General features: G+C 64.1%; 31 protein-coding genes and 1 tRNA gene. 23 read left to right on the forward strand and 9 right to left on the reverse strand.

The features are described from left to right. The first annotated feature begins 66 nt into the window (after positions 1 to 66). Genes V5F89_RS12435 through V5F89_RS12530 form a run of 20 tightly spaced genes read left to right on the forward strand, consistent with a single transcriptional unit; the run spans position 67 to position 16,143 of the window. Positions 67 to 351 carry a hypothetical protein gene (locus V5F89_RS12435; RefSeq protein WP_338445948.1) on the forward strand — a complete coding sequence of 95 codons (285 nt, stop codon included), beginning with the start codon at positions 67 to 69 and terminating at the stop codon, positions 349 to 351. A gap of 3 nt (positions 352 to 354) precedes the next feature. Next, complete coding sequence (locus V5F89_RS12440) at positions 355 to 930, forward strand: head-tail connector protein (RefSeq protein ID WP_338445949.1); 576 nt, start codon at positions 355 to 357, stop codon at positions 928 to 930. Then, positions 927 to 1,259: a phage head closure protein gene (locus V5F89_RS12445; RefSeq protein ID WP_338445950.1), complete on the forward strand. Its 333-nt coding sequence runs from the start codon at positions 927 to 929 to the stop codon at positions 1,257 to 1,259. Before V5F89_RS12440 ends, V5F89_RS12445 begins: the two co-directional genes overlap by 4 nt. Further along, complete coding sequence (locus V5F89_RS12450; protein WP_338445951.1) at positions 1,256 to 1,453, forward strand: hypothetical protein; 198 nt, start codon at positions 1,256 to 1,258, stop codon at positions 1,451 to 1,453. Before V5F89_RS12445 ends, V5F89_RS12450 begins: the two co-directional genes overlap by 4 nt. A gap of 2 nt (positions 1,454 to 1,455) precedes the next feature. After that, a complete protein-coding gene (locus V5F89_RS12455; RefSeq protein WP_338445952.1) occupies positions 1,456 to 1,854 on the forward strand; it encodes an HK97-gp10 family putative phage morphogenesis protein in 399 nt (132 codons plus the stop codon). 1 nt (position 1,855) lies between these two features. Beyond that, a complete protein-coding gene (locus tag V5F89_RS12460) occupies positions 1,856 to 2,284 on the forward strand; it encodes a hypothetical protein (protein ID WP_338445953.1) in 429 nt (142 codons plus the stop codon). Positions 2,285 to 2,294: 10 nt separating this feature from the next. Then, positions 2,295 to 2,729 (forward strand): phage tail tube protein, encoded by a 435-nt coding sequence (locus V5F89_RS12465; RefSeq protein WP_338445954.1) that lies wholly within the window; start codon positions 2,295 to 2,297, stop codon positions 2,727 to 2,729. After that, entirely contained in the window at positions 2,729 to 3,199 is a 471-nt protein-coding gene (locus V5F89_RS12470) for a hypothetical protein (protein WP_338445955.1), read from the forward strand. The genes V5F89_RS12465 and V5F89_RS12470 overlap by 1 nt, the downstream gene beginning before the upstream one ends. A gap of 47 nt (positions 3,200 to 3,246) precedes the next feature. After that, positions 3,247 to 3,456, forward strand: coding sequence for a hypothetical protein (locus V5F89_RS12475; RefSeq protein ID WP_338445956.1), 210 nt, complete (start codon positions 3,247 to 3,249; stop codon positions 3,454 to 3,456). A gap of 3 nt (positions 3,457 to 3,459) precedes the next feature. Then, positions 3,460 to 6,411, forward strand: coding sequence for a hypothetical protein (locus tag V5F89_RS12480; RefSeq protein ID WP_338445957.1), 2,952 nt, complete (start codon positions 3,460 to 3,462; stop codon positions 6,409 to 6,411). Further along, complete coding sequence (locus V5F89_RS12485) at positions 6,411 to 7,001, forward strand: hypothetical protein (RefSeq protein ID WP_338445958.1); 591 nt, start codon at positions 6,411 to 6,413, stop codon at positions 6,999 to 7,001. Before V5F89_RS12480 ends, V5F89_RS12485 begins: the two co-directional genes overlap by 1 nt. Further along, positions 7,001 to 7,678 carry a hypothetical protein gene (locus V5F89_RS12490; RefSeq protein WP_338445959.1) on the forward strand — a complete coding sequence of 226 codons (678 nt, stop codon included), beginning with the start codon at positions 7,001 to 7,003 and terminating at the stop codon, positions 7,676 to 7,678. Before V5F89_RS12485 ends, V5F89_RS12490 begins: the two co-directional genes overlap by 1 nt. Continuing rightward, positions 7,675 to 8,073 carry a DUF6950 family protein gene (locus V5F89_RS12495; protein WP_338445960.1) on the forward strand — a complete coding sequence of 133 codons (399 nt, stop codon included), beginning with the start codon at positions 7,675 to 7,677 and terminating at the stop codon, positions 8,071 to 8,073. Before V5F89_RS12490 ends, V5F89_RS12495 begins: the two co-directional genes overlap by 4 nt. Then, complete coding sequence (locus V5F89_RS12500) at positions 8,066 to 13,258, forward strand: hypothetical protein (RefSeq protein ID WP_338445961.1); 5,193 nt, start codon at positions 8,066 to 8,068, stop codon at positions 13,256 to 13,258. Before V5F89_RS12495 ends, V5F89_RS12500 begins: the two co-directional genes overlap by 8 nt. Positions 13,259 to 13,260: 2 nt before the next feature. Continuing rightward, positions 13,261 to 13,536: a hypothetical protein gene (locus V5F89_RS12505; protein WP_338445962.1), complete on the forward strand. Its 276-nt coding sequence runs from the start codon at positions 13,261 to 13,263 to the stop codon at positions 13,534 to 13,536. Between the two features lies 1 nt (position 13,537). Further along, the gene (locus V5F89_RS12510) at positions 13,538 to 14,266 is read left to right on the forward strand and encodes a hypothetical protein (protein WP_338445963.1); all 729 of its coding nucleotides are present in this window, start codon (positions 13,538 to 13,540) and stop codon (positions 14,264 to 14,266) included. Between the two features lie 15 nt (positions 14,267 to 14,281). Then, positions 14,282 to 14,629 (forward strand): hypothetical protein, encoded by a 348-nt coding sequence (locus V5F89_RS12515; RefSeq protein WP_338445964.1) that lies wholly within the window; start codon positions 14,282 to 14,284, stop codon positions 14,627 to 14,629. A gap of 59 nt (positions 14,630 to 14,688) precedes the next feature. Then, on the forward strand, positions 14,689 to 14,907 hold the full coding sequence (locus V5F89_RS12520) for a hypothetical protein (RefSeq protein ID WP_338445965.1): 219 nt from the start codon (positions 14,689 to 14,691) through the stop codon (positions 14,905 to 14,907). Then, positions 14,900 to 15,520: a glycoside hydrolase family 108 protein gene (locus V5F89_RS12525; protein WP_338445966.1), complete on the forward strand. Its 621-nt coding sequence runs from the start codon at positions 14,900 to 14,902 to the stop codon at positions 15,518 to 15,520. Before V5F89_RS12520 ends, V5F89_RS12525 begins: the two co-directional genes overlap by 8 nt. A gap of 29 nt (positions 15,521 to 15,549) precedes the next feature. After that, positions 15,550 to 16,143, forward strand: coding sequence for a hypothetical protein (locus V5F89_RS12530; RefSeq protein ID WP_338445967.1), 594 nt, complete (start codon positions 15,550 to 15,552; stop codon positions 16,141 to 16,143). A gap of 13 nt (positions 16,144 to 16,156) precedes the next feature. On the opposite strand, the gene V5F89_RS12535 is transcribed toward V5F89_RS12530, so the two are convergent. Together V5F89_RS12535 and V5F89_RS12540 are read right to left on the reverse strand one after the other, a co-directional pair. Continuing rightward, positions 16,157 to 16,762, reverse strand: a complete 606-nt coding sequence (locus V5F89_RS12535; protein ID WP_338445968.1) for an SOS response-associated peptidase — start codon at positions 16,760 to 16,762, stop codon at positions 16,157 to 16,159. Between the two features lie 32 nt (positions 16,763 to 16,794). Further along, on the reverse strand, positions 16,795 to 17,022 hold the full coding sequence (locus V5F89_RS12540) for a hypothetical protein (RefSeq protein WP_338445969.1): 228 nt from the start codon (positions 17,020 to 17,022) through the stop codon (positions 16,795 to 16,797). 55 nt (positions 17,023 to 17,077) lie between these two features. On the opposite strand from V5F89_RS12540, the gene V5F89_RS12545 reads away from it, so the two are divergent. After that, complete coding sequence (locus V5F89_RS12545) at positions 17,078 to 17,308, forward strand: hypothetical protein (protein WP_338445970.1); 231 nt, start codon at positions 17,078 to 17,080, stop codon at positions 17,306 to 17,308. On the opposite strand, the gene V5F89_RS12550 is transcribed toward V5F89_RS12545, so the two are convergent. Next, the gene (locus tag V5F89_RS12550; RefSeq protein ID WP_338445971.1) at positions 17,305 to 17,613 is read right to left on the reverse strand and encodes a hypothetical protein; all 309 of its coding nucleotides are present in this window, start codon (positions 17,611 to 17,613) and stop codon (positions 17,305 to 17,307) included. The two genes, V5F89_RS12545 and V5F89_RS12550, sit on opposite strands and share 4 nt — an antisense overlap. A gap of 363 nt (positions 17,614 to 17,976) precedes the next feature. On the opposite strand from V5F89_RS12550, the gene V5F89_RS12555 reads away from it, so the two are divergent. After that, positions 17,977 to 19,188, forward strand: coding sequence for a tyrosine-type recombinase/integrase (locus V5F89_RS12555; RefSeq protein WP_338445972.1), 1,212 nt, complete (start codon positions 17,977 to 17,979; stop codon positions 19,186 to 19,188). On the opposite strand, the gene V5F89_RS12560 is transcribed toward V5F89_RS12555, so the two are convergent. Continuing rightward, positions 19,185 to 19,562, reverse strand: a complete 378-nt coding sequence (locus V5F89_RS12560) for a type II toxin-antitoxin system HicB family antitoxin (protein WP_338445973.1) — start codon at positions 19,560 to 19,562, stop codon at positions 19,185 to 19,187. The genes V5F89_RS12555 and V5F89_RS12560 overlap by 4 nt on opposite strands. A 32-nt stretch (positions 19,563 to 19,594) precedes the next feature. After that, entirely contained in the window at positions 19,595 to 19,774 is a 180-nt protein-coding gene (locus V5F89_RS12565) for a type II toxin-antitoxin system HicA family toxin (protein ID WP_338445974.1), read from the reverse strand. A gap of 228 nt (positions 19,775 to 20,002) precedes the next feature. Between V5F89_RS12565 and V5F89_RS12570 the strand changes: the two genes are divergently transcribed. Continuing rightward, a complete protein-coding gene (locus V5F89_RS12570; RefSeq protein ID WP_338445975.1) occupies positions 20,003 to 20,824 on the forward strand; it encodes a DNA adenine methylase in 822 nt (273 codons plus the stop codon). 201 nt (positions 20,825 to 21,025) lie between these two features. Here V5F89_RS12570 and V5F89_RS12575 read toward each other — a convergent pair whose 3' ends face one another. The 4 genes from V5F89_RS12575 to V5F89_RS12590 form a co-directional block, all read right to left on the reverse strand. Beyond that, positions 21,026 to 21,790: a hypothetical protein gene (locus V5F89_RS12575; protein WP_338445976.1), complete on the reverse strand. Its 765-nt coding sequence runs from the start codon at positions 21,788 to 21,790 to the stop codon at positions 21,026 to 21,028. Next, complete coding sequence (locus V5F89_RS12580; RefSeq protein WP_338445977.1) at positions 21,738 to 23,111, reverse strand: tyrosine-type recombinase/integrase; 1,374 nt, start codon at positions 23,109 to 23,111, stop codon at positions 21,738 to 21,740. Before V5F89_RS12580 ends, V5F89_RS12575 begins: the two co-directional genes overlap by 53 nt. A 137-nt stretch (positions 23,112 to 23,248) precedes the next feature. Next, positions 23,249 to 23,323, reverse strand: a tRNA-Asn gene (locus V5F89_RS12585). Positions 23,324 to 23,415: 92 nt separating this feature from the next. After that, positions 23,416 to 24,204: an NAD kinase gene (locus V5F89_RS12590; RefSeq protein WP_338445978.1), complete on the reverse strand. Its 789-nt coding sequence runs from the start codon at positions 24,202 to 24,204 to the stop codon at positions 23,416 to 23,418. Between the last annotated feature and the right edge of the window lie 101 nt (positions 24,205 to 24,305).

The following is a 24,305-nucleotide window of genomic DNA, read 5'->3' on the forward strand; positions in this document are numbered from 1 at the left end:
GGCTTTTCGTAGAGCGCCGGCGGGCCGGTGTTCCATGAAGGGAAGGAGCTACCGATGCGACTCATTATGCTGACCGGCCTGTCCGGCCCCACCGTCACCCTCAGCCGCGGCGATCCGCATGAACCGGCAACGGATGCGGAGGCGATACGCCTGATCGACGCCGGATTCGCGAAAGCCGAGGATCCGAAGGAAGAGAAGGCCGCCCGCGCGAAGATCGCCGCGGCCGAGAAGGAGGCGGCCGAGAAGGAGGCGGCCGAGAAGGAGGCGGCCGAGAAGATTGAGCAGGGCGAAGCCGAGCAGCCCGGGAATGGGAAGTCAAATCGCAAGACGGCCAACGCGAAGCAGGCCTGAACGATGGGATGGGCCGCGCCGATTGCCGTTGTGCCACCGGCTGCCGAACCGGTTTCGGTGGCCGAAGCGAAGGAATTCCTGTCGATCGGCGCGGACGAACCGGATTTCGACGTTCTGCTTGCGAGTTTCATCGCGGCCGCGCGCGAGCAGCTCGAGGCGGTAACGAGCACGCGCCTGGCCGAACAGACCTTGCAGCTCCACGCCGACGGCTTTGCCGATCTGCGGCGATTGCCGCTTGGGCCAGTACAGGCGGTCTCCGAAATCGTATACGACGATGCGGCCGGCGCTGAGCAGGTGTTGGCGAGCGGCGACTACGAGCTGTTCGGCGCGGGCCTCGAGCAGGGCGTCCGCCCGGCCTTTGGAAAGACGTGGCCGGCGGGCGCGCTTCGCGCCAGTGCGGTCCGCGTGACTGCGGCCGTGGGGTATGAGCAGTTGCCGAGGCCGCTGTGGGCCGCGATCCTGCTGATGACCGGCGACCTTTTTGCAAACCGCGAAACGACGTCGAGCACCACGTCGACCAAGATCCCGATGTCGATGCAGGTCGAGGCACTGATCACGAACTACCGGATCTGGCTATGACGCCCGCAGGCAAGCGCGATCGGAGAATCGTGATCGAGCAGCGCGCTCAGGACGGCGAAGACGCGATGGGGGCTCCGGTCGAAAATTGGGTCTCCTTTGCCACCCCAATGGCTCGGATCTTCTACGGCCGCGGCGACGAGCGGCGCGAGGCCGCGCGCGAAGGCGCGAGCCAGGCAGCGTCATTCCTCGTGCTCGCCACCGCGAAAACCCGCGTGGTGAAGCCGATCGGTTTCCGGATCATCTTCGACGGGTCGACATGGGACATCACTGCCGCGCCGCCGATCGGCCGCCGCGAGATCGAATTCACCGCAACACGGAGAGCATCATGAAGGTCAAGACGCTGCGCGATCATCAGAATCAGTATGGCAAGAAGTACTCGAAGAAGGTGGGCGACGAGTACGAGCACCCATCGCCCGAGACGGACATCGCCTTTGGTTATGTCGCACCGGCCGATCGCGACGGAGAAAAGGATGCGTCGAAGTCCAGCGGAACGAAAGCGCCGGCCGGTAACGTCAAGGGCTGACGATGGTACCCGAGCTGGTGGTCGATGGGTTCGAGGATGCGTTGCGCCGTATCCGTTCGATCACCGGCCAGGTGCATGGCAACATCGGTGACAATGCGATGGCCGCGCTGGAACCGGTTGCCGAAGATGCGCGGCGGCTCGCGCCTGTCGATAGCGGAGAATACCGGGACAGCATCGTTGTCGCCGATCGGCTCGCGGGGGAATCGACCCGGGAGGGGGCCAGCTCAGTCTACATCGGGCCGCTGCACAGCAACGTGTTCTACGCCTGGTTTCTGGAGTTCGGCACGGTGAACATGCCCGCCTATCCGGTGATCATCCCCGCGATCGAGGCCAACAGGGAACTGGTGTTCGAAGTGCTCGGAGAACGCGTGGCCAACGACATTCTGGCGCCGACGATCTGACATGCGCGGAGATCTGCTGGCGCGATTGCGCGCTCATCCTGCTGTCATAGCGACGGCGGGAACAATCCCGCTCGGCCAGGGCACGCGCCCGGCTGTGGATTGGCTCGAGCGCCATTCCGATGAAGCGACCGCGTTTCCGGCCTGCGTTCTGCAGGTGATCGCCCGCGTGGGATCGTACGATCACGATGGTCCGGATGGGCTGGAGCTGCCGCGCATACGGTTGATGTCGTTCGGCACGAGTTTCGACCAGGCCGACGCGCTGCAGAAGGTGCTGCGCACGGCGATCGAGCCAAAGACGACACACGGATCCACGCGGTTCGGGCCGGCGAAGCTGGTGCTCGAGCGCGATCTGCCGCCGGAAGACCTTCCGGGCGGCCTCACCATTTTTCGAATTGCCGGCGATTACGTGATCCCGGCGGCGCCAGCATAGGAGACAGGAAATGGCGGAAGGCGACGGCGTACTGAGCGACGGCACGGAGCTCCACTTCACCGATGTCGGCGGCACGCTGACCAAGGTGAAGGGGTTGATGAACGTGAATCGGCCGACATTGTCGGTTGCGAAGGTCGAGAATACCGATCACGACAGCGGCGGGACCAAGACCTATCTGGCCGGTCACGGCGACGTCGGCGAGCTGACAGCGACGATCAAATACGAGCCGGGCAGCCCGACCGACCTGCTGATCCTCGAACACCTGGCCAGCAAGGAAAAGCGGCCGTTCAAGCTCGTGACTGTCGAGGAAGACGGTACGACGCAGGACAATACGGCATCGATCTTCCTGATGACGTATGTTCCGGACAATGCCCCGTTGGGGCAGGTCCGCACCGCGACCGTCACCGGGCAGCCGAGTCCGCTCACCCAGGCAGCGACCGTATAATGGGCACGCGAGGAAATCGCCTGAAGGGTGAGGCGGAATTCACCTACGAGGGTGAGACCTTTCGCCTGTCGCTCAACAACCGGGCCTGGATCGAAGCGGAAGAAGTGCTCGGCATCTCGATGCTCGACGTGATCGACGAACTGAAGGCCACGCTGGACGCCGGTCGGAATCCGAAGATCAAGCACATGGTCGCCTTGATGTTCGGCGGTCTGGTCCAGAATCACCCCGACATCACCGAGGGCGAAGTGATCGACATGGTCTTTTCCGGCGATGCCGCGGTGAAGAAGGGCCTCCTGGCGGCGATCGCCGGAGCGCAGCCGCCTGACCTCGTGGACGACGACGCCGGGGGAACTGAGGGAAACGCGCCGGCGCCGGCGACCAGGGCTGGGACTGGGAAGACGTCTTCCGCGCCTGGTGCCAGGCCGGCTTCGAACCGCAAGGGTTCTGGTACGAAACGCCGCGCTCGGTAATCCTCGCGCTCTGGGGCGCCAGGAGGCGCTCCAGAGAAGCGTATCAGGTGGCGATCACCAACGCCTGGCTCGCCGGAAAGCTCGGCCAGTCCGACCCAAGCCCGGACAAGTACCCGAAGCTCGAGGATCTGCTGCGCAACGAAAAAGCGGAAGCCGCCGCGGCGGCGGCGCCGACGGCATTGGAATCGCAACAGAATGCCCGGGCGTGGGGCGCAGCGCTGCGCGCGATCAATCGTCGCGCGCCGAAGGGGAGGTGACAGATGGCCGGTGGCACGATCGCCTCCCTCAATGCCGCGCTTCGCTGGGATCTCGACGACTTCGATCGCGGGACCGCCCATATCGAGGGTACGTTCGGCCGGCTGAGGGACTTCGTGGGCGGCGTGGCCGATTCCATCGTTGCGGCCGGACGCCGGATGACGCTGGGAATCACTCTGCCGCTCGCTGGGTTGGCCGTGTATACCGTGAAGGCGGCGTCGGACGCAGAAGAGCTGCAATCGGCGTTCGATTACACGTTCGGCGCGATGGCCGAGACCATGAACGAGTGGGCCGTCGCCACCGGCGACGCCATGGGCCGGTCGACGCAGGAGATGCAGCGCGGGGCGTTTGCGCTGGGCGGCCTGTTCAATGCGGCGGCGCCTACGCGCGAGGCGGCCGCCCAGCTTTCTCAGCAATTCGTCGAGCTCGCCCAGGACGCCGGATCGTTCTTCAATGTTCCGTTCGACGACGCTCTAGATCGAATCCGGGCCGGGTTGATTGGTGAAGCCGAACCGATGCGGCGGTTCAATGTCTTCCTGTCCGATATGGCGGTTCAAGCGAAGGCGGCCGAGCTAGGCCTCGTAGGCGAGGGCGAAGAGCTCAACGAAAACGGCAAGATCATGGCGCGCGCCGCGCTGATCGCACAAGGCCTCGCTGACGCGCACGGCGACGTCGAAAGAACGTCCGAAAGTCTCGAAAACCAGACGCGATCGCTTGGCGCAGAGTTTGAGGAACTGCGCGTCGAGATGGGCGAGATGCTGATTCCGATGTTCAAGACGCTGGTCCAGGTCGGACGCACGGTGGTGGCGTGGTTCAACGAGCTGCCCGAGGGCGTGAAGCGGGGCATTCTCATCTTCGCTGCATTCGCGGCAGCGGCCGGCCCGGTGCTGCTCGTCTTGACGACGCTGGCGAAACTGGTGCTGCCGTTGCTGCTGGTGAACATGGGGCCGCTCTTCCTGGCCATCAGCGCGCTGATCAATCCATTCGGCACACTCGTCGTCATGGCGGGTAAGCTGTTCGTCGAATTCGGCGGCATCGGAGCCGTCCTGTCGCGGATACTGCCGTTGTTCCTGCGCTTCGCCGGGCCGATCGGCGTGGTGATCACGCTGTTCCTGTTGTTCAAGGACACGATCGCCGACGCGCTTGAAACTGTCTGGGAATACGCGAAGAAGTCGCTCGGGCCGGAAGTCCAGGGGCTGTTTTCTGCAATGGCGCGGCTTGCGCAGGCGCTGTTGCGCGCGTGGGATTCGCTCGCAGGTACCAAGCTGGGGCGGAGCCTGGGCGAACTGCTGGAGATGGTGCAGGCGCTTGCCGGCTACCTGATTAAGTTCTTCGGGAGCGCGGTGGTGATCGCGATCGAAGTCGTGATCGATGCACTCGTCTGGTTTGTGAACATGGCAACCGACGTGGTCAATGCGATCACCGCCCTGATCAATGGCGATTGGGCGGGCGCCTGGTTCCACATCGGAAAGATCGCCGGCGACACCATGCGCACGATCGCCGACTGGATCGACTGGATATTCCCGAAGCTGGCCGCCTTTTTGCGGATGAAGGCGCTGGCCTTCGGCAGCGAGGAGCCGACAACTGGGAATGCACCCGGCGGCGGAAACGAACCGACAGACCCGGGCAACGGCGCAAATCCCTACGCTGGTGGCGATTATTCAGCACCCGGCAAGGCCTCTCCATCTCGCCGGCGCGGCCGAACCGGGCCAACCGCCGAAGCGCTCGCCGATCGCCGCGAGGAAATCCGGCTTGAGCACGAACTCGCCGTTGCACGACAGCGCGGTGACATCGAGGCTGTTCGCCGTCTCGAGCGCGAGCTCGACCTGAAGGACCAAATCGATCGCTACGAGCAGGCCGGCATCGACAAAGCGCAGGCACGGGCGGCCGCCGCGAAGGACATGCTCCAGCTGGACCAGGCGCGCGCCGAAGCGCGGGCTCGCGAACTCGACCAGCACGAGCGTTCAATCGACCTCGATCTCGCTGAGTTGCGGAACGATCATGAGATGCTCCGTGCGCTGCAGGACGAAGAATTCCTTGAGCAGCGCATTCTCGACTATCGCGAGCTCGGGATCGGCCTTGCGGAAGCGGAGAAGCGTGCGCAGCTGGACCTGCTCGATCTCGAGGAGGCCCGCGCCGACGCCACAGCTCGCCGCCATGCCGACGCGGCACTGGCGCACGACATCGAACTCGCGCGGTTGCGCGGTGACTTCGACCAGGCCGACCGGCTATACGAACTCGGGCGCATTCGCGATCGCACCGACGAACTGCGCAGAGACGGCTTGAACGAGGCGGACGCGCGTGCCCAGGCGATGCGCGAGGCGTCCGACCGCACACAGGCGCATATACAGGGCAACTTCCGCGATGCGTTCCGGAGCGGATTGCGCGCGGCGCTCGACGGCGACCTGAAGGGCTTCTTCGAGAACTGGCTCGAGGACGCCAGCTTCGATGCGCTTTCGCGCGTGCTCGATCGCCTGGCCGACAGTCTGGCGAACCTGATCGCGGGGCAGAGTGGCGGGGGTGGGGGACTGCTGGGTTCGATCTTCGGCGCAATCACCGGCATTGCGGGAATCGCCGGCGGCGGATCGGCGCATGGTGTCGGCAACAGCATCGGCAGCGGCCATACCAATCGCCTGCCGGGGTTCTCCACGGGCGGTTGGGGCCGGATCAAGGGCTTTTCCGGCATCGACCAGAATGTCCTTTCGCTCAACGGCAATCCGATTGCCCGGGTAAGCGACGGCGAACTGTTGAACGTCAGCAAAGGTGAGCCGGGCGGCGGGGGAGGGGACCTGACGATCAGGCTCGGACCGGGCCTGGAAGCCGAGTGGCTAAGGAAGAGCGCGGGGCAGACGGTCAAGATCGTGGAGGCAACTGCGCCGGCGATGCTGCGGACCGCCTCTGCGAAGACGCGCCGCGACGCTGCGCGTCCAATCATGCCGGGAGGCCAGACTGGCTGATGGTGCTCGTCCCTTATCCGGGTACGCCCCGGCACCAATCGGTGGAACTGCAGCCGATCGCGGCGGCGCGCGTCAACACCTCTGCGCTGTCGAATGCACGGCAGGCCGTCGACATGGGCTATTCGTGGTGGGAGGCCGCGGTAACGGTTGCGCCGATGACGATCGACGACGCGCGCGAATGGCGCGTGTTCTTCGGCCGGCTGCGCGGTGCGGTGCACAGTTTCCGCCTGCCCGTGACATCCGCGGCGCAGCATGACGGCAGTTTCATCGCCCGAGCGAACGGTGCGGGCGGCGGATACTCTCTCGCTTCCGACGGATGGCCCGTTTCGACGAAAGTGCTGCTCGCCGGCGATTTCGTGACGGTCGGCGACCAGTTGATGGCGCTCGACATCGATGTCGACACCGACGCGACCGGCAATGCGACGCTCCAGTTCCACGCGCCACTGCGCCGGTCGATTGCCGACGATACGATAATCGAGACCAAGCGCCCGTTCCTGACCGCCTGGCTTCCCGAAGGTGCGCCGGCGCTCACCCTAAACAGCGCGCAGCTGCAAGACGGATTCAGCTTCGCGGCGACGGAGGCCTATTGATGGACGCCGCGACGATCGAAGCGCTGGGGCAGGAAGTCGTCTACGTCCAGTGGTTCGCCTGGATCGACATCGAGGGCGATCCGGTGCGCGCCGTCAGCGGGGTGCAGGATATCGCGATCGGCGCCGGCGAGACCGGCGATCCGGACCTGGACGGCCATGTATTCGAAGCAGTGCCAAGCGAGCTGACCGATATCAGCGACGTGCAGCACAGCGAGGACGGGTCGGAGACCGTCACGGCCCGGCTTTCCGGCCTGCCGCTGGTCAACAGCGATCTGCTGGACGTGGTCGGGCAGAAGAGCAAATGGCGCAAGCGCGAGGCGCGGCTGTGGTTCCGGGTGCTCGAGCCGGCCACGTTCGGGGCGGGCGGCCAACCGGTCACCTTCACGCCGCTGCCAATCCACTCGTATTACAGCGGCTATCTGGTCGGGCTGACGGTCAATGTCGGTGAGGACGATCAGACGATCGTCGCCGCGATCGAGAACTATCAAGCGGCGCTGAGCGAAGGCTCGGGCCTGACGTATCTGCACCAGAGCGAGTTCGACGCCGGCGACAAGAGCGCCGAGCAGACGCTGGCGGCTTCGAACGGGATCCAGAAGGCCGGTGTGCGCGGTGGAGCCGGTGGCGGGGGTGGCGGCCGGGGAGGCGGCGGTATCTGGTCGCGGCAGGTCCACAAATGAGCCGGTTGCCCGATTGGGAGCATCGCCTCTCTGCCACCATTGCGGAATGGCGTGTCCGCCCGTTTCGGTGGGACCGCGATTGCGCGCGGTGGGGCGCGGCGGTCGTCATCGCGCAGACGGGTATCGATCCGATCGCCGAATGGCGCGGGCGCTATCGAACAAAGCGCGAGGCGCTGGAACTGCTGGCCGAGAAACCGATGCCGGTCCGGCTCGATGAGTTGTTCCCGCGCGTACATCCCGCAATGGCGCGGCGAGGGGATATCGCGCTGACGCAGAAGTCCTGCCTTGGATGCGTGCTGGGCGGCGAGGCGCTGTTCTATTTCGCCGCCGGCGGGATGACCCGGGTTCCACGTCGCGAGTGGGAAGGCGTGTGGGGGGTTGGCCGCGATGGGTAGTGTCGTCCGCGCAGTCGGCAAAGTCGTCGGCGCGATTGCCTCAATCGCGGCCGCGATTCCCGGCCCGCATCAGTTGATTGCGGCTGGCATCGCGCTCGGCGCGAACGTTCTGACCGCGGTCACCGCGAAGAAGGACATCCCGCAATCGGAGACGCAGCTCGGCCGGCTCAGCGCGCGCCTCGACACGCAAGCGCCGCGCAAGATTGTCCTCGGCACCACGGCAATGCCCGCCGACATCCGATACTACGAGGGAAGCGGCGACGATGAGGAGTACGTCGACTACATCGTAGCGGTGGCCGCGCACCGTGTGCGGTCGATCGACGAAATCTGGTTCGAGGATTCGCTCGCCTGGTCGGCAAGCGGCGGCGTCCAGGGGGAATATGTCGGTTATCTCACCGCGGTCACCACGCGGCGCGAAGGATCTGCCGCGAACACGGTCTCGATAAACGGCGGCGCGCGGTGGGGCGCCGACGACCGACTGACCGGCTGCGCCTATGTGCATTTGCGCGTCAAGCGCACCGGCAACAGCGACGAAGAGCAATCGCCGCTCGCTTCCGGTCTGCCGGGCCGCGTCACGATCGTAGGCGAAGGCATGCCGCAGTACGATCCGCGGTTCGACACCACGGTGGGCGGCAGCGGCCCGATGCGGATCGACGACCAGTCCACTTGGGGAGCCAGTACCGATAATCCGATCATTCAGTCCCTGAACGTGCTGCTGGGATGGCGAATCGCTGGGAAACTGTCGGTCGGCGCCGGGATCCCGGCGAAGTACATCGACCTCGACAGCGCGATGACCGCGGCGAATATTTGCGACGAGGATATTGTGCTGGCCGGCGGCGGGACGCAGGCGCGATATCGCACCGCTGGTGCATTCTCGACCAACGATTCGCCGATGGCGATCGTCAGCGCACTGCTGGCCGGATGCGCGGGCGAGCTGCTCGACAGTGACGGCAAGCTCTCCTTCCTGATCAAGGTCAACGATCTGGCTTCGCCGGCGGTGGAGCTGGACGATCACGACATCCTGGGCGCGGCAGTCTGGGACCCGATGGGCGGCGAGACCAACGTGCCCAACATCATTGCCGGCAAGTACACGGATCCGTCGAACAACTCGCTCTACCAGATGGCGCCATACCCGTCGGTCTCGCTGCCGAGCGAGGACGGGATCGAGCGAACCCGGCCGGTCGATTTCGGCGTAGTCGAGAATGCCGCACGTGCAGAGCGGCTCGCCAAGCAAACGCTGCAGCGGGCGCAATACCCGGGCACGTTCACCGCCGAATACAACCTGAAAGGGATGGCGGCGAAGGTCGGGCGCATCGTGTGGCAGACCTATTCCCCGCTGGGGTGGGTCAACAAGCCGTTTCGCGTAGAACGGCAAAAGCCGAGCCGATCGGGACGAATTGCGCTGGAACTGCGCGAGGAGCACGAGGATATCTATGCCTGGGAAGCCGAGGATTCGGCAGCGGTGCAGGCGGCCGAGCCCGTGCGGTTCGATCCGCGGAACACCGGGCCCATATTGCTGGCGCGGAAGGCGGCGGAGTCCGCGAATTGGTCAAAGGTTCGTGACGACGACGGGCACCGGCCCGAAGACGATGCAACAGTCGGCGCTCCGCCAGGCACTCCGGTGGGCGATCGCCCGGCCGAGGATGTCGTCAGCGAGCTGGACCAGCACACGGCGGAGCTGATCGTCGCGAACGCAGCGATTGCGGATGCGCAGGGCGATATCCAGGATCTGTTCGACGTCTACGGCGACACCGCCAGCGCGGCGGACAGCGCGGCGGCTGCCGAACTGGCGCGGCAAGCGGCTGAGCAGCATGATCTCAATTCGCTTGCTCATGAGCAGAACGCGCAGGCAGCGCGCGATGCAGCGTTGGCGGCAGAACAGGGGGCGACCGATCAAGCGGGCATAGCGACGACGCAGCGGCAGCTCGCGGAGACGGCCCGGGCAGGAGCGGAAGGCTTCCGCGACGAAGCGTTCACAGCGAAGGAAGGCGCTGAGGATGCGTCGGCCACCGCCTCGGTCCAGGCGGGGCTTGCTGCCGAAGCGGCGACCACCTCCCGGCAGGTCGCAAACCAGCTGTTCCGGGCGGACTTCAACAATGGCGCGGACTACTGGCTGCCCGCATTTGGATCTTCGGCGGCCAGTGGACGCCCCAGCTCCCCGTCGGTGACTGAGCACTATGCCGATGTCACGCTGACGCCCGTCGACGGCATCGGGCAGGTCATACAAAGCTCGGCATACCGATATTTCTCGGAGCGCTCGCTAAGACCGGTGATCGACGGGCAGAATTTGCGGTGCAGGGTGCGCACCCGATTGGAGTCAGGGACCGGCCACACCGGCCACTACCTGTTCATGGTAGGCTTCGATGCCGCCGGCCAAGCCTTGGGCTATCAGGTTCTTCGCTCGTGGGGAGCGCTCACGGTCGCCGACGGCTGGGTAACCAGGGAGCATACCTTCTCGCCGGCGGCAATCCGAGATCAGGGTGGAAACTTCAATCAGATCGGCAGCATCAGCGGCCCCCGAGCCGACTTGGCGTCATGGGCTATCGTGCCCTCACTCGGACGCTCAGATTCGTCGGGCAACCAGCAGATCGCGTGGGTCACGCTCGACGACGTTACCTCCGAACTGGCGTCCGAGGGCTTCGCGCAGGCGTCTCAAGGTAGCGCCCTCGTAGCGACGGCAGAGGCGAGCGGCGCAGAGCAGTCGGCGTCGTTGGCGGTTACCGAACGACAGGCGGCGGAGACCGCCCGGAGCGAGACGCAGGGTTTCCGAAACGAGACGTTCACTGCGCGAGACGATGCGGCAGGATCGGCAGCATCGGCCTCCACATCCGAGGCAGTGGTTTCGGAGACAAGAAAGCGTGCCAGTGCCTCGCTGGCCGAGAGCTTTCCGAAGGTGCTCGACCCGGCGCTGCTGAATGCGCATCTCGCGCCGAGCGGTAACCCCTACGCGGTTGCTTCCGTTGAAGAAACCAACCCGTCGTGGATCGATGCGGGACGGGCCTCGCTCACTGTCCATGCGGGAACTGGCGGCACCTATGCAGTCGGCCACAACGGACTGCTGAAATGGGAGACAGGCCGCGTTTACCGCCTTTACGCAGATGTCGAGATTATTGCCGACGGTGGCGAGGGTGGTGTGTCCGTCGCATTTTATGGGCGATCACTGGGGCCGAACTACGCAAACACCGGCAACTTTTCATGGCACGACGTCACCACTCAGACACTCGCGGTCGGCACGCGCCAGATCATCTCCTACAAACCGGTGACTGTGACAATCTCCGGTGTCGCGTGGGCACGCCCCGGTATCCTCGTCAACCGGATGCCGGGGTCTTCCGCTGGCAACCCGAACGCCGTTACGCGGGTCCATGGCCTTTGGGTCGAAGACATAACCGAGAGCACGGCAGCAGAAGGGTCGGCATCGGCAGCAGCGACTTCTGCAAGCACGGCGACCAGCAAGGCCGATGAGGCAGGACAGGCGGCTCAAGCGGCTATCAATGCCCAGACTGAGGCAGAGGCATTCAACTCGAGCGCGCAGAGCCATGCCACAGCCGCACAGGGGTTCGCATCCAGCGCGGATGCCGATGCTGCGGCAGCGGCGACTTCGGCGACCCTCTCTGCTCAATACTCGCGAAGAGGCCCAGGTACGACCTTCAATGGTGATATCACTGAGCCGGTGGGTTGGTATGCGAACAACGAACGAACAATTCTCGTATTCGGAGCCTCTGCCACGCACCTTGATACCGTACTCGGCCGGGCGGGTGTCATGCGCAGTAACCCGGGTGAGCAGCGCTACGTGTTTGGCGAGGCGATACCCTGCGACACCTCTCGGAAGTATATCTGCCGGGCCGTCGCTAGAACTGGCACAGGGACCTCGACATTCTATGCTGGATTTGCGGCCTACGACGAGCAGGGGAACTACCTGCCGAGCAGCCCCGGCTCTTACGGATACGCAGCGACGAAGGGTTCCACATCCCTCCCCGCGACGTGGACCGAATATGAGAGCGATCCGGTAACGGGGGAAGGAACCGGGACGTGGACAGTCTTCCCGGTCGGCACAAGATACATCGCCCCGATGTGCCTGATGAACTATGGGTCGACCAATCCTGGCAACGTCTTCGTCGACAAGCTCTACATCGAAGACGCCACCGGTCAGGTTCTTGCTGAAAGCGCCGCCGGTGTCTCGACAACTCAAGCCGCGGTCGCCACCGACGCTGCCGCGGCCGCCCGGCACAATATGTCCGTTGCTGCCAGCATCGGGCAGGGTTTCCTCAACAAAAACGCTGGGTTTGACGATTATCCAAGTTCGGCAGTTGGACAGCTGCCGGCCGGCTGGGTGAATTGGACCGGTGGTGGCAGCATGTATCGGGTTGCCGACCCGCAAGGCGGCTACGCATTGAGAATGCCTGCGGGGGCCGGGGCAAGCGCTGGTGTTCGCACAGACACATTCCCGTCTGGATCGGTTAAGCCGGGCGACTGGTTTGTCTTGAAAGGCGAAGTCATTCTCAACTCCGGCACTCTCCGGGGTGCTGGGATCTATTTCCCGATTACGAACGATGCCGGCACGGCGGTCGGCACCACCCTTCGAATGCCATTCTCTGCCGAATTTGGCGATGGTGTCGTAGGGAAAACATATCGCCTGACCAAACTCGTGCAGATTGACCCGACATGGACGAACGCTTCGAGAGGCATTGTCTATGGGATGGGGCATTGGCAATATTTTGGCGATCCCATCGATCAAGCCAATAACCTGACATGGTTGAAGGCTGGCGTTTATCCCGCCTCTCAAGCCGAGATTGAGACGCAGACGGTACTGCCGGCGCTTGAAGCGAGCGTTTCCAGCCACAGCCAGGCCCTGACCGATCTCGATACCGCGTTCGCCAGCATGGAATCGACGGTCCAGGCGCAGGGCGTGACCGTCAGTCAGCACACTCAGGCGATCAACGAAGTCGAGGGCGACCTCCAGAGCATGGCGGGCATGTGGGGCGTCGCGATCGATGCGAACGGGCGCGTCGTCGGCCAGATCAGGTTGGACGGTACCGGGCAGTCGAGTGCGTTTACGGTGGTCGCCAACAAGTTCGCGGTCGAAAACCCTGGGAGCGGCGAAGGTACGGAATTCACCAACGGGTCGTGGAAGGTCTTCGATGCAAATAGTGTCAAGCGGGTGCAGCTGGGCAAGCTGGGTTCGTAGCAATGGCGGTGGGTCTTCGCATTTGGGATACGGCCGGCAACCTGATTTTTGACGAGAATACGCGCATCACGCGCTATCTTGGATCAGGATCGACCGGAACAGCAGACGGCAGCATTAGCGATGCCAAGCTCGCCGAGAGCGGCGCAGCGGTCTGGTGGCGGTTCATCGGCTCAGCAACGCCACCCGTGATGTTGCACAGTGGCACCAACCTGTCGTGGCAGTGGGATATCCCCCTGACATATCGCACTTCGCGCACGTTCGTTTACGGGCTCTTCTGAGATGGCGGATTACGGGCTCCGGATCATCGGCGAACACGGCGCTACCCAGATCGACAGCGAGTATCGAAACCATCAATTGGTGGCAAGCGGCTCTATTGCCCATGAGGATATGACTTTTGTCTCCGGAAGCGGCGGCGCATCGGTGATGTACGAAATGAACATGCCCGGGCTTACGTCGCCACTGATCGCCTTCGCCTGTGCGGACGCTCCGGTGTTTTACTACGAGTCTTCGTCAGGAAACTATCTCTTTATCAAGACCGATCCGGACACAGCGAATCCCGCGCCGATCAACTACTGGGTATTCGATCTCGTAGCGACCGCTGCCGAGCCAGCTGGATACGGTCTGGTGATATGGAATGCCACGGGTCAGATCGCCTTCGATTCCGGCCGAAAGTCGCTGTCGATCGTCGATTTTCTGCTTGGAGTTGATCCGGGAGGGACGTCAGGTTCGGGATCGCTCGACACGACCTATCCGTCTGGCAGAACTTACGCAGTCGCACCCTGCCGTCTCGGATTTGACTACGTTCATCAGGCTCTTGGCGTTGGAACGAACTTCGACGTGCTGCACGCCAAGTTCACGACGGGGATGATGCAGGCAGGCAATGTCTGCCGGCTGCGATGGGTGCCGGAGTACATACAAATCCTGCCCAACAACCAATCGCCTCCGTTCAGCGAAGCCTATCGCAGCGCCGAGACGGATTGGTTGATTGTCGACGTCACCAACTACTGACGAAAGGAACCGGATGTGTCCGAAGAAGTGCAGCCATTGACGCCCGAAGAAGAAACGCAGCTCACAGAGTTGCAATACCGCCAGGCGATGACAGAGTGGCAGACGGCCGACGATGCCCGGGAAGCCGAACTGGCATCGCTCGCCCCGGTTGTTGGGGCGCTGGGTGATGCAGCCGCAATCGAGTCGCTGGCGAGTACGCTTGAAGGCGCGATCGAGGATCTCGCCGAGGACAACGCAAAGCGTCTGACCCGGATTGTGCAGATACTGCGCTTCGATGCCGTGAAGCTGGCGAACCGACATTCGCAGCTGCAGCACCCCGCGCCGCAGCCTGAGGCGCCGCCAGTGCCGGAGCCAACCGCCTAGCCCCTCCTACAACTCAGACGCAATGCACACCGGTACACCGCCGGGCGAGGAGACGCGCCATGAACGAAAGTCAACGCCAGCTCACCGAGAACGCGGGGAGCGAGATCTTCGCCGCGGCCGGGAAGGCCAGCCCGCCTATCACCGTCAGCGGCCTGGCCGTTGCCGGCGTCAGCCTGCAGGACTGGGTTTTTATCGCCACCCTGATCTACACGGTGGTCCAGACCTTGCTGCTGATGCCCAAGCTCGTGAAGTTTGTGCAGGGGTGGCGTCGTGGCTGAGCTGAAGAAGAGGGCCACGCTCGGAATTGCCGCGGCGATCGGCGCGATCGTGCTGGCCGTTGTCAGCATCGAGGGAGATTTCGTCGACCACCGGGACGATCCCGGCGGCAAGACGCGTCACGGGATTACCGAGGAGGTCGCGCGCGAACACGGCTACACGGGCGATATGCGATCGCTCCCGATCGAGACGGCTATCGAGATCTACGGCACGAAGTATGTGACTAGGCCGGGCTTCGATGCGATCGTCCAGCGCAACGTGGCGCTGGGCGAGGAAGTGGTCGATCAAGGCGTGAACTTCGGCCCGCATCGACCGAGCTGCTGGATGCAGACCGCGCTCAATTCGCTCAACCGGGGCGGACGCGACTATCGCGATCTCGCCGTCGATTGCCGGGTCGGGCCCGCAACCATGGACGCCTATGATTCCCTCGCTCGCAAACGCGGGGCGACCAAAGCCTGCGAGCTGGTGCTCAAGCTGATGGAGGCGCAGCAGGGGGCCGAGTACCTGCGCCTGACGCATGTCAATTCGCGCCTCGAGACCTTCATGCCCGGTTGGATCGATCACCGGCTCGGAAATGTTCCGATCGACCGGTGTCGCGAAGGTGGAGTGCAGTGATGCCAACGTGGACGTCTGCGACAATCGCGTTGAAAGGCATCTGGGCCGCGGCGATCGCGCTGGCCTTCGCCGCGCTGCTGATCGCGCTGGCGGTGCAGACGATTCGTCTCGAGGGGCTGAGGATCTGGCCGATCTCCTTCGACGGTTGGATCGCCAGGGCCGAACAGCGCCTGGTGCGGATTGCGGAGCTGGAAGACGATATCGAAGACATCGAAGCGGCGCAGGAGCACGCGGCGGACCGCGCGCGTGCCGCCCGGCTCGAGCGCGAGAAGATCTACAGCGACCTGGCGGAAAGGATCGACGACAATGCGGATTCGAAATTGGGCGGCGCACTCGATGCTGCTGAGCGTTTCATTGCTGCTGGCGGCATGCGCGGGCACGAAGCAGATCGAGGTGAGGGCGGCCGAACCGGAGCCGGCGCCGAAGATCAAGACTCCAGAGATTCTGAAGGAGCCGGTCAAGCGGCCGAGCTGGATGATTCCAGTGGCCCTGGCACCGATCGCGCCGGCGGCGGCCTTGTCCTGGTCAATGCAAGCGACGTGAGAATCTGCACACACAATACGATAAAGGCCGAGGCGGGGCGCGAATTGGCCCTCGAGCTCGAGGAAGCGAGTGGTCGCTAGTGGTTGGTGCGATCTAGGTGCGTCGCCACGGGTCGCGGGTGCGATCGATCGACACTTCGCCCTCGTATCCCCGGCACAATGCGCGCGCCTCTTCCGGCGCTGCATCCTGCCACCGGGCATATTCCTCCGGCCGCAGGATGACGGGCATCCGGTTGTGGACTTCCGCCGCCGCGCCGGCCGCGTCGGTCATGACCATCGAATAGCAGTCGCCCCACTCCTCGCTGCCGCGCCAGATCCCGGCAACGGCGAACACCGGCTGATCGGGCAAGCTCATCCAGGTGCGGGTCATGGCACCCTTGGGGCCTTCCGCCTCGGCCCACGCGGTGAGTGGGATCAGGCACCTGCGCCGCTCGAAGCTGTCGCGCCACATGCCAAACGGATTAACGAGCTGATCCGAACGGGCGTTGTTGACGGCGGTGGGCTTCAGCGGCTTACCGGTCTTCTTGCTGATCTGCTCGCGCGGGAAGCCCCACGTCATGGTGCGGAGCCGTCCCTGGGCGATCACGAGACCGGGGTATTTCGGATAGACCTCTTCGGCTGTGTTCCCGGCCGTGCCTTCGACGCCGAACAGGCGGGCGATTTCAGCGTCGGCGCTCTTGATGCGGTAAAGGTTACACACGGCAGCAGCTTACCGCGATCGCGCGGCGACCGCTACGGGTGTCGCGACACGTCCGCGCTCGACGGGCGCTCCCCGCATATTTCGCATCGCAGCCTGGCGATCAGCTCGTAGAACTTCATCGTGCCTGGCAGGCGATGGAAGCGCGTGAATTCGCGCACCGGGTAAGTCGCCCGCCGCCCGCAACGGCAGTGGATGCGCAGGTAGGCGTGCGGCTGGAACGCTATCGGGTCGATCGGTTTCGGGCTGGAGTAGTCTGCCATTTCGCATTGCCGGCTTGCGCATTTGTTCCGCGTCTGTTCTCATTGGGGCATGGAAATGATTCGCGCCAGTGATGAAGAGATCGAGACCGCCCTGCACGTCGCGGTGACCACCGCGCCGAACTATGTGCTTCGGGATGTCTTCGCCGGGAAGTTCGACCGTAGCCGGGCGGTCGAGACGATCGTGCAGCGCGTGTTTGCAGCGCTGCGCAGCTACGAGTTGATGCGGGAGCCGAGGGCAGAGGACCTGGCACGCCCGATGCTTCCGCTGTTCGCGGGCGACCGCTAACGGCGCTGTTCGATGTTCTTCAACAGATAACCACCGGAAGCATAGCCGCTGGTGCGTGGCCCGAGACGCCATTTCCCTTTGTGGCAGTAGTACTTGCTCGACCGCGGCTCATTGGCCGTAGCCACAATTGCTGCGCCGAGGCGTTCACACTCCGCCCGAGTCTCAACGACTGTGACGCGCAGCGCGCGCCCAAGATTTGCCGGGTCGTGCGCCAATTTGACTACTAGCAGGAACGATTCTGAAGGTGCGTCGGCTCCGACCGGGGCAGACGCCAGCGCCAAGATGGCAACCAACATCATTTTCATCGAAAGTTCTCCCCCCCTCCAGGGTGACCCTAGCACCAATCTACCCACCCAGGCCAGTCCGTCAGCCGTGAACGAAGACCAGGATTAGCGCACCAGAAAACATGCTCCAAAATGGGGGTATCGGCGGGGGTATCGTGACAACCAGATAGGCCGGTTCCGCCCGGGATTCCTCCGTTTTGTCAACCGATCGCGGCGGAGGGGTTATCCGCCGCGATGGCGGCGAAGCCACCCGGGCACTCGCGGCACCGGCAACGTGATCTCCAGCGCCAGCCAAGGCCAGTAGCGCTCCCGCACTAGCCGCACGGACCAACGGTTCGGCGCTCGCAACTTTCTTCCCACCGTCCTCCATTAGCGGAGAATTCGATGCTGACCAACGCCGCGGCGAAAGCCGCCGGCGCGCAGTCGCGCGCCTACAAGCTGTTTGACGGTGGCGGACTGTTCTTGCACGTTGCACCCACGGGTACGAAGGGCTGGCGGCTGAAGTATCGCTGGCGTGGCCGCGAGAAGCTGCTCGTGCTCGGCCGATTCCCCGCGATGAACCTCGCCAAGGCGCGCATGGCGCGCGAGGAGGCTAAGGCGAAGCTGCGCGATGGTGTCGATCCCGCCGCGGCCGGCGCGCGTCTCGACACGTTCGACCAGGTCGCGCGCGCCTGGCATGCGATCCACCGGGCCCGCTGGTCGGCCGTTCACGCTGGCGACGTTCTCGCGAGCCTCGAGCGCGACGTGTTCCCTGCGATCGGCGCGCGCGCGATCGATGCGATCGGCGCGGCTGAGCTGGTGCAGCTGCTCGAGGCGATCGAAGCGAGCGGCAGGATCGAGACCGCCAAGCGATTACGGCAGCGGCTACGGCAGATCTTCGCGTTCGCGAAGACGCGCGAGCTGGTCGGCGACAACCCTGCGAGCGAGCTTGGCGCCGCGCTCGCCGGCGTGGCGGTGTCGACGCCGCACCCTGCTCTTACCGATATCGCCGAATGCAGAGCGCTTCTGGCCGCGTGTGAGGCGGTGCCGGCGCGGCCGATCACGCGGCTCGCGTCGCGATTCCTCGCGTTGACGGCAGTACGCCTCGAGGCGGTTCGCGGATTGCGGTGGAGCGAGATCGACTGGGAAGCGCGCATTTGGACGGTTCCGGCTGTGCGGATGAAGCTCGCGAAAGCGAAGAAGGGTGAGCAGCGGTTCGACCATATCGTTCCACTGGCGCCCGCTGCGATCGACGTTCTGCGCGAAGCAGCCGCCGAGAACGGGTATGATACCCGTTCTCTTGTGGTTGACCCCAAGTTTATTGGGGGTTCGCCCCACGTTTTCCCGGGCCGGACCCCAGGCACGCCCATTGGTGAAGGCGCGCTGCGCGAGCTCTATATTCGCGCCGGCTATGCGGGCCGGCATGTCCCGCACGGCTGGCGATCGAGCTTCTCGACGATACTCAACGAGCAGCTCGGCGAAGAATGGAGCGGCGCGATCGATCGAGCTCTGGCTCACGCCGCGATGGGCAAGGTCGAAGCCGCCTATAACCGAGCGCAGATGCTCGACCGCCGGCGCCAACTCTTCGAACGCTGGGGTGCCTTGCTCGCGTCCTAGCCGCGCGCAGCGAGCTGCGCGCGCGCCGCGCTGGCCAGGAATGCCGAGCGGTTCGATGCGACGGTATCGATCCGCCGGATAAGATCCTCGTCCATGGTGATGTTGATGCGCTTCGACTGGCCGGGCATCGTTGCCGGCAGCAGCACAATAGTGCCTCCATTTGGCTCGATATCGGCGCGCTTGAGCGGCTGCGGAATTCCGGCATCGTCGCTCGCAAGATCGTCGATAACGTCCTGCAGCACAGCGGCGGCCATTTGCAGTGCGGCTTCTTCGCTGGAAGCGCTCACGTTGACATTGATTCCGGGTACGACGACCCCGAACAGGCCATCCTGATCGGAGGGATAGAGGATCGCGGGATAGAATTGCTGGGGCATAGTAGGCTTCCTGTGGTGGGTGGCGACCGGCTTCAGCGAAGGCTGACCCCGGTCTGTTTCTCAATCGCCTTGACGATCGGTTCGGCAATTTCGGTATGGCGCCCGATTGCCGACACGTAGCGGCCGTTCTTCATCACCTTCGTATGATTGCCGCCTTCGACCATCTCGAAACCGGCGGCTTTCAACTTCTTGATGACATCCCGGCGCTTCATTCGTCGTCTCCGCTCTTGATGTGTTCTTAATACACACATCGAGACGTGGCGTCAAGCATTTATCGCCATTAAATACACACAGAATACCCCACCTGCTCCGGCGGGAACGGGGGTTGCCTGGTTGCAGCCAGGCGAACCGACGGGATTGGCCCCCGCCGCGACACAGCTGGCCAACTGGCCGCCCCGCACCCGCGCATACGGGCGGGGTCAATGGAGCCTTTTCGAAAAATGGAGTCAACGCAGGCAGTTAAGTCCGTCTCACCGGCCGCCGGATATATCGGTGGAAAACGCAATCTTTCGCGCAGGATCTGCGCGCTGATCGACCAGACGCCGCATGACGGCTATGCCGAGCCGTTCGTCGGAATGGGTGGTATCTTCCTGCGCCGGTCGAGCCGGCCGAAGGTCGAGGCCATCAACGATATCAGCGGCGACGTCGTCACCTTCTTCCGCGTGCTGCAGGAGCACTATCCCTATTTCATCGACATGCTGCGCTGGCGGATCGCGAGCCGGAACGAGTTCGAGCGGCTGAAGGGTATGGATCCCGACCGGCTGACGGATCTGCAGCGCGCGGCGCGGTTCCTCTACCTGCAGCGGCTCGCGTTCGGTGGGAAAGTCGCCGGGCGGAACTTCGGGGTCGACTCCCGTCAGGGCGCCCGGTTCAATGTCGCCAAGCTCGAGCCGCTGCTCGCCGATATCCACGAGCGCCTTTGCGGGGTGACGATAGAGGAGCTGCCGTTCGATGCCTTCCTGTCGAAGTACGACCGCCCGGGCATGCTGTTCTATTGCGACCCGCCGTATTTCGGCAGCGAGGGCGATTACGGGGCCGGCGTCTTTTCCCGGGCCGACTTCAAACGCCTGGCGGCGGCGATCGGGGCGGCGCGCGGCAAAGTCCTGCTATCGATCAACGATACGCCGGAGATCCGCGAATGTTTTTCCGCCTTCGAGATGGTTGAGGTGCGGACTACGTACCATATCCAGACGAAAATGACCGGGAAGGGAAAGCCTGCGGGCGAGTTGATCATCGGCAATTTCGCGCTGGAACCGGGATGAACGTCCGCTGCCGCGTGACGGCAGCCGTCTGGCACGGCTTTTGCGCTCGGCCCCGTGCCGAGCCCCGGCCCCGCGCAAGCGGGGCCGTCCTCCGGTGCGGAAGGTGGATGCTTGCGGTCCTGGTCGGGCTTTGGGGGGCCAATCAGGTGATCAAAACAGCGGGTGGGCCGGCGAAGTCGGCCCACTCCTTTCAAGGATTATTTATAATCCCCCGGTTTCATCGGCCCTGCCGGATTCGCCCCTGTGCGCTTCGCGGCGGTCGACGGCCGTTGCCAGCCTGCGGAGCGTTTCGCCCAGCAGGGTCGAACGGTCGAAGTGGTGGTCGATGAATTCGGTTGCCGTGAGCTGGTCCAGCATGCGCTGGAATTCGGCCCGCTCGCGTTCCCTGCGTGCTTCCTCGCATTCCGGTGTCGTTGCCCTGCCAACGAGGCGTGATAGCCACTTTCGCATCCCTTCGGGCACCAGGAGCGCATATGCATTGCTGGCCTGTTCCACCTGCTGGCCACCAGGCTTTGGCTCTTCGACCGGCTTGCTGCGGCGCATCCAGTTGATGAATCCGTGCGCGCGCAATCGAACGAGTGCGTCATGGACCGCGGAGTAGGAATATCCGATGGCTTCGGCGATCGTGCGGACCGCCGGCTCGAGGCGGCCGGTAGCGTAGTCGACCACCTCGTAGAGATAGTCGAGCACTTCGATACCGATCGGGCCGAGGGCGCCGTTGCGGGCGCCAGGCTCTGTTTCGCGCCGCTTCTCCCTGGTGCTTCGCTCGAAGCTGCGTGCCGCCTTCAGGAGCGCACGCGTCCAACGTTTGCCGTCGCGAACGCGGCCGCCGTTGATGGGGCGCCAGATGCGATCTTCGATTTGTCCAACGTAGTAGCTGTTGCGCCAGACCGGTTCGCCCGATCGTGGACTATCACCGCGCGACCACTGCTTCCTCTGTTCGCGACTGACCTGCAGACCGAGCATCCTCGTCGCGATTGCGCCTATCGGCTTTGCTTCTGCGCGCGCCGTCATGTCCGGCCTCCTGCGCGCGAAGTGGTGCCGGCAGCAGCTGCTCGGGTGGGGGAAGATCCTTTGTGATGAGATCCGCCCACGCCTGCGCAAGTTCTCGCCGGCGGGGCATGTAGACGGCCCGATTGTAAGCCGCCTCGACGCCCTCCGAAACGTGGGCAAGCATAAGGTCGATAATCGCGCGATCGCGCTCGCGGTCCTCGATTGCTGCGCGTTCGTTCATGATCGTCGAGAAGCTCGACCGCCACCCGTGCGGGCAGTGGCGATCCTGAAACCCCGCCGAACGGTAGAATTTGCTGAGCGTCGAATCGCTGATCGGTTTTCGGCGATCGCCGATCCCGGGGAAAAGCAGTGCCTCGTTCGGGCTTGCCGCCATCGCAGCCTTCACGGTGGCCACGGCCTGGCGAGAGAGTGGAACAACGAACTCGAAGGCTGCGTCCTTCTTCCGCTCGCGCGAGAGTTTCATCTTGGCCGCCGGGATACGCCAAATCGGCGTTTCGCCATCGAGATCCTCGAATTCTGCCCGTTCTGCCAGTCGCAACACGCCCGGCCGCACAACCGTTAGCGCGAGCAGGCGCGAAGCTAGCGCGGTCGCCCAGTAGATGTCCGGCTGGGCCTCGGCACTCGGCAGCACCTTGCGCAGCTCGGAGAGTTTCACAAGGGCTGGTCGCAAACGCGCTTCGTGCGGCATCAGCGCCTTGCGTATGATCGCGGCGGGATCCTGCTCGCACAGCCCCGAAGCAATTCCCCAAACGAACACGTCGGAAATGTGCATCCGCACCCGGTGCGCCATCTCGCGCGAGCCGCGTGCCTCGATCGCGCGAATGCACTCGAGAACAAGGGGAGGGGTGATCTCGCGTATCGGCAATTTGCCCAGCCTGGGAAAGACATCCGCCTCGAGCCGGTCGAGGATCTGGCCGGCATAGCGCGCATTGAGCGCAGACTGGCGCTGTTCGTGCCAGGCGCGTGCGCAGGCCTCGAAGCTGTTCAGAGCGTCGGCCGCCGCACGCGCTCTGGCCAGTTTCTTCTCGGCCGAAGGATCCCGGCCTTCCTGCAGCATGCGTTTCGCAGCGTCGCGTTTCTCCCGCGCGGTCGATAGCGACACATCCGGATAGCGTCCGATGGTCAGCTGCTTTTCGCGGCCGTGCAGGCGGTACTTCATTCGCCAGGACTTGAGCCCGCTTGCTTTCACCAGCAGGAAAAGGCCACCTGAATCCGCCATCTTGCGATCGCGGTCGCCCGGCTTGGCCTTCCTGCAGGCTGCGTCTGTCAGCAAATCGTCCCCCCGTTTGTGCCCCCAAATTGGGGGCATTTGGATGCGCCGCGATGCGACAACATGCACACGGTATGGAGGAAAAAGCCCCGAATTTGCAAGGGTTTTGCGACCCTATGCGACAACTGTCCGCTACCGAGTGGCTCCCCGAGTTGGATTCGAACCAACGACCAAGTGATTAACAGTCACCTACTCTACCGCTGAGCTATCGGGGAACAGTCTCGGTAGTGCGGACAGGGGTGCGCCTATATGGGCGCGTTTCGGCTTTGGCAAGGGGCGTTCTGCCACTTCGATCGGCTGCCGGATTTCAGGCGATGAACTGTTCGGCGACGATCCGTTCGTCCAGCGCGTGGCCGGGATCGAACAGCAAAGTCAGCTCGCATTCGCGAGCGATCTCCAGCGTGACCTGGGCCACGTCGCGCACTTCCTTCTGGTCGGCGACCGCGGACACCGGGCGCTTGGCCGGTTCGCGCACGCGCAGCTCGATCCGGCTGCGATCGGGCAATAGCGCACCGTTCCAGCGGCGCGGACGGAACGGGCTGATCGGTGTCAGCGCCAGAAGCTGCGAATCCAGCGGCAGGATCGGCCCGTGGGCGGAAAGGTTGTAAGCCGTGGACCCGGCGGGCGTTGCCACCAGCACGCCGTCGCAGACCAGTTCGGCAATGCGCACGCGGCCGTTGACCGAAACCTCTATCTTCGCGGTCTGGCGCGTTTCGCGCAGCAGCGAAACCTCGTTGATGGCGCAGAACGTGGTCTTCGCCCCGTCCTGCGTGACCGCCTCCATCCGCAGCGGGGCAATGGTGAAGGCGCGCGCACGGTTGACTTTGTCGAGCAGCGCGCCGCCCCTGCGATGCCGGTTCATGAGAAAACCGATGGTGCCGAGGTTGATGCCGTAGACCGGCTTGATATCCCCCTGGTCCAGCATCTGATGCAGGGTCTGAAGCATGAAACCGTCGCCCCCGATCACCGCCACGGCTTCCGCCTCCTCGATCGGGCAGAATTCGGTCGTCTGGCGCAGTTCCTGCGCAGCGGCCTGTGCACGCTCGCTGTCGGAGGCGATCATCGCCAGCCGTGCAAATCCGTTGGAAACACTCATTGAAGGAGGCTCCGTCCCTGCCCGCGGCGCAACCTATGTGCGGTCGTCTCGATTTGCAACGCGCGCGGCGGGCGGGCAGACGGGAGCAGGCGTTTCCGTCA

The organism is Pelagerythrobacter marensis (assembly GCF_036700095.1).
GTDB lineage: Bacteria > Pseudomonadota > Alphaproteobacteria > Sphingomonadales > Sphingomonadaceae > Pelagerythrobacter > Pelagerythrobacter marensis_A.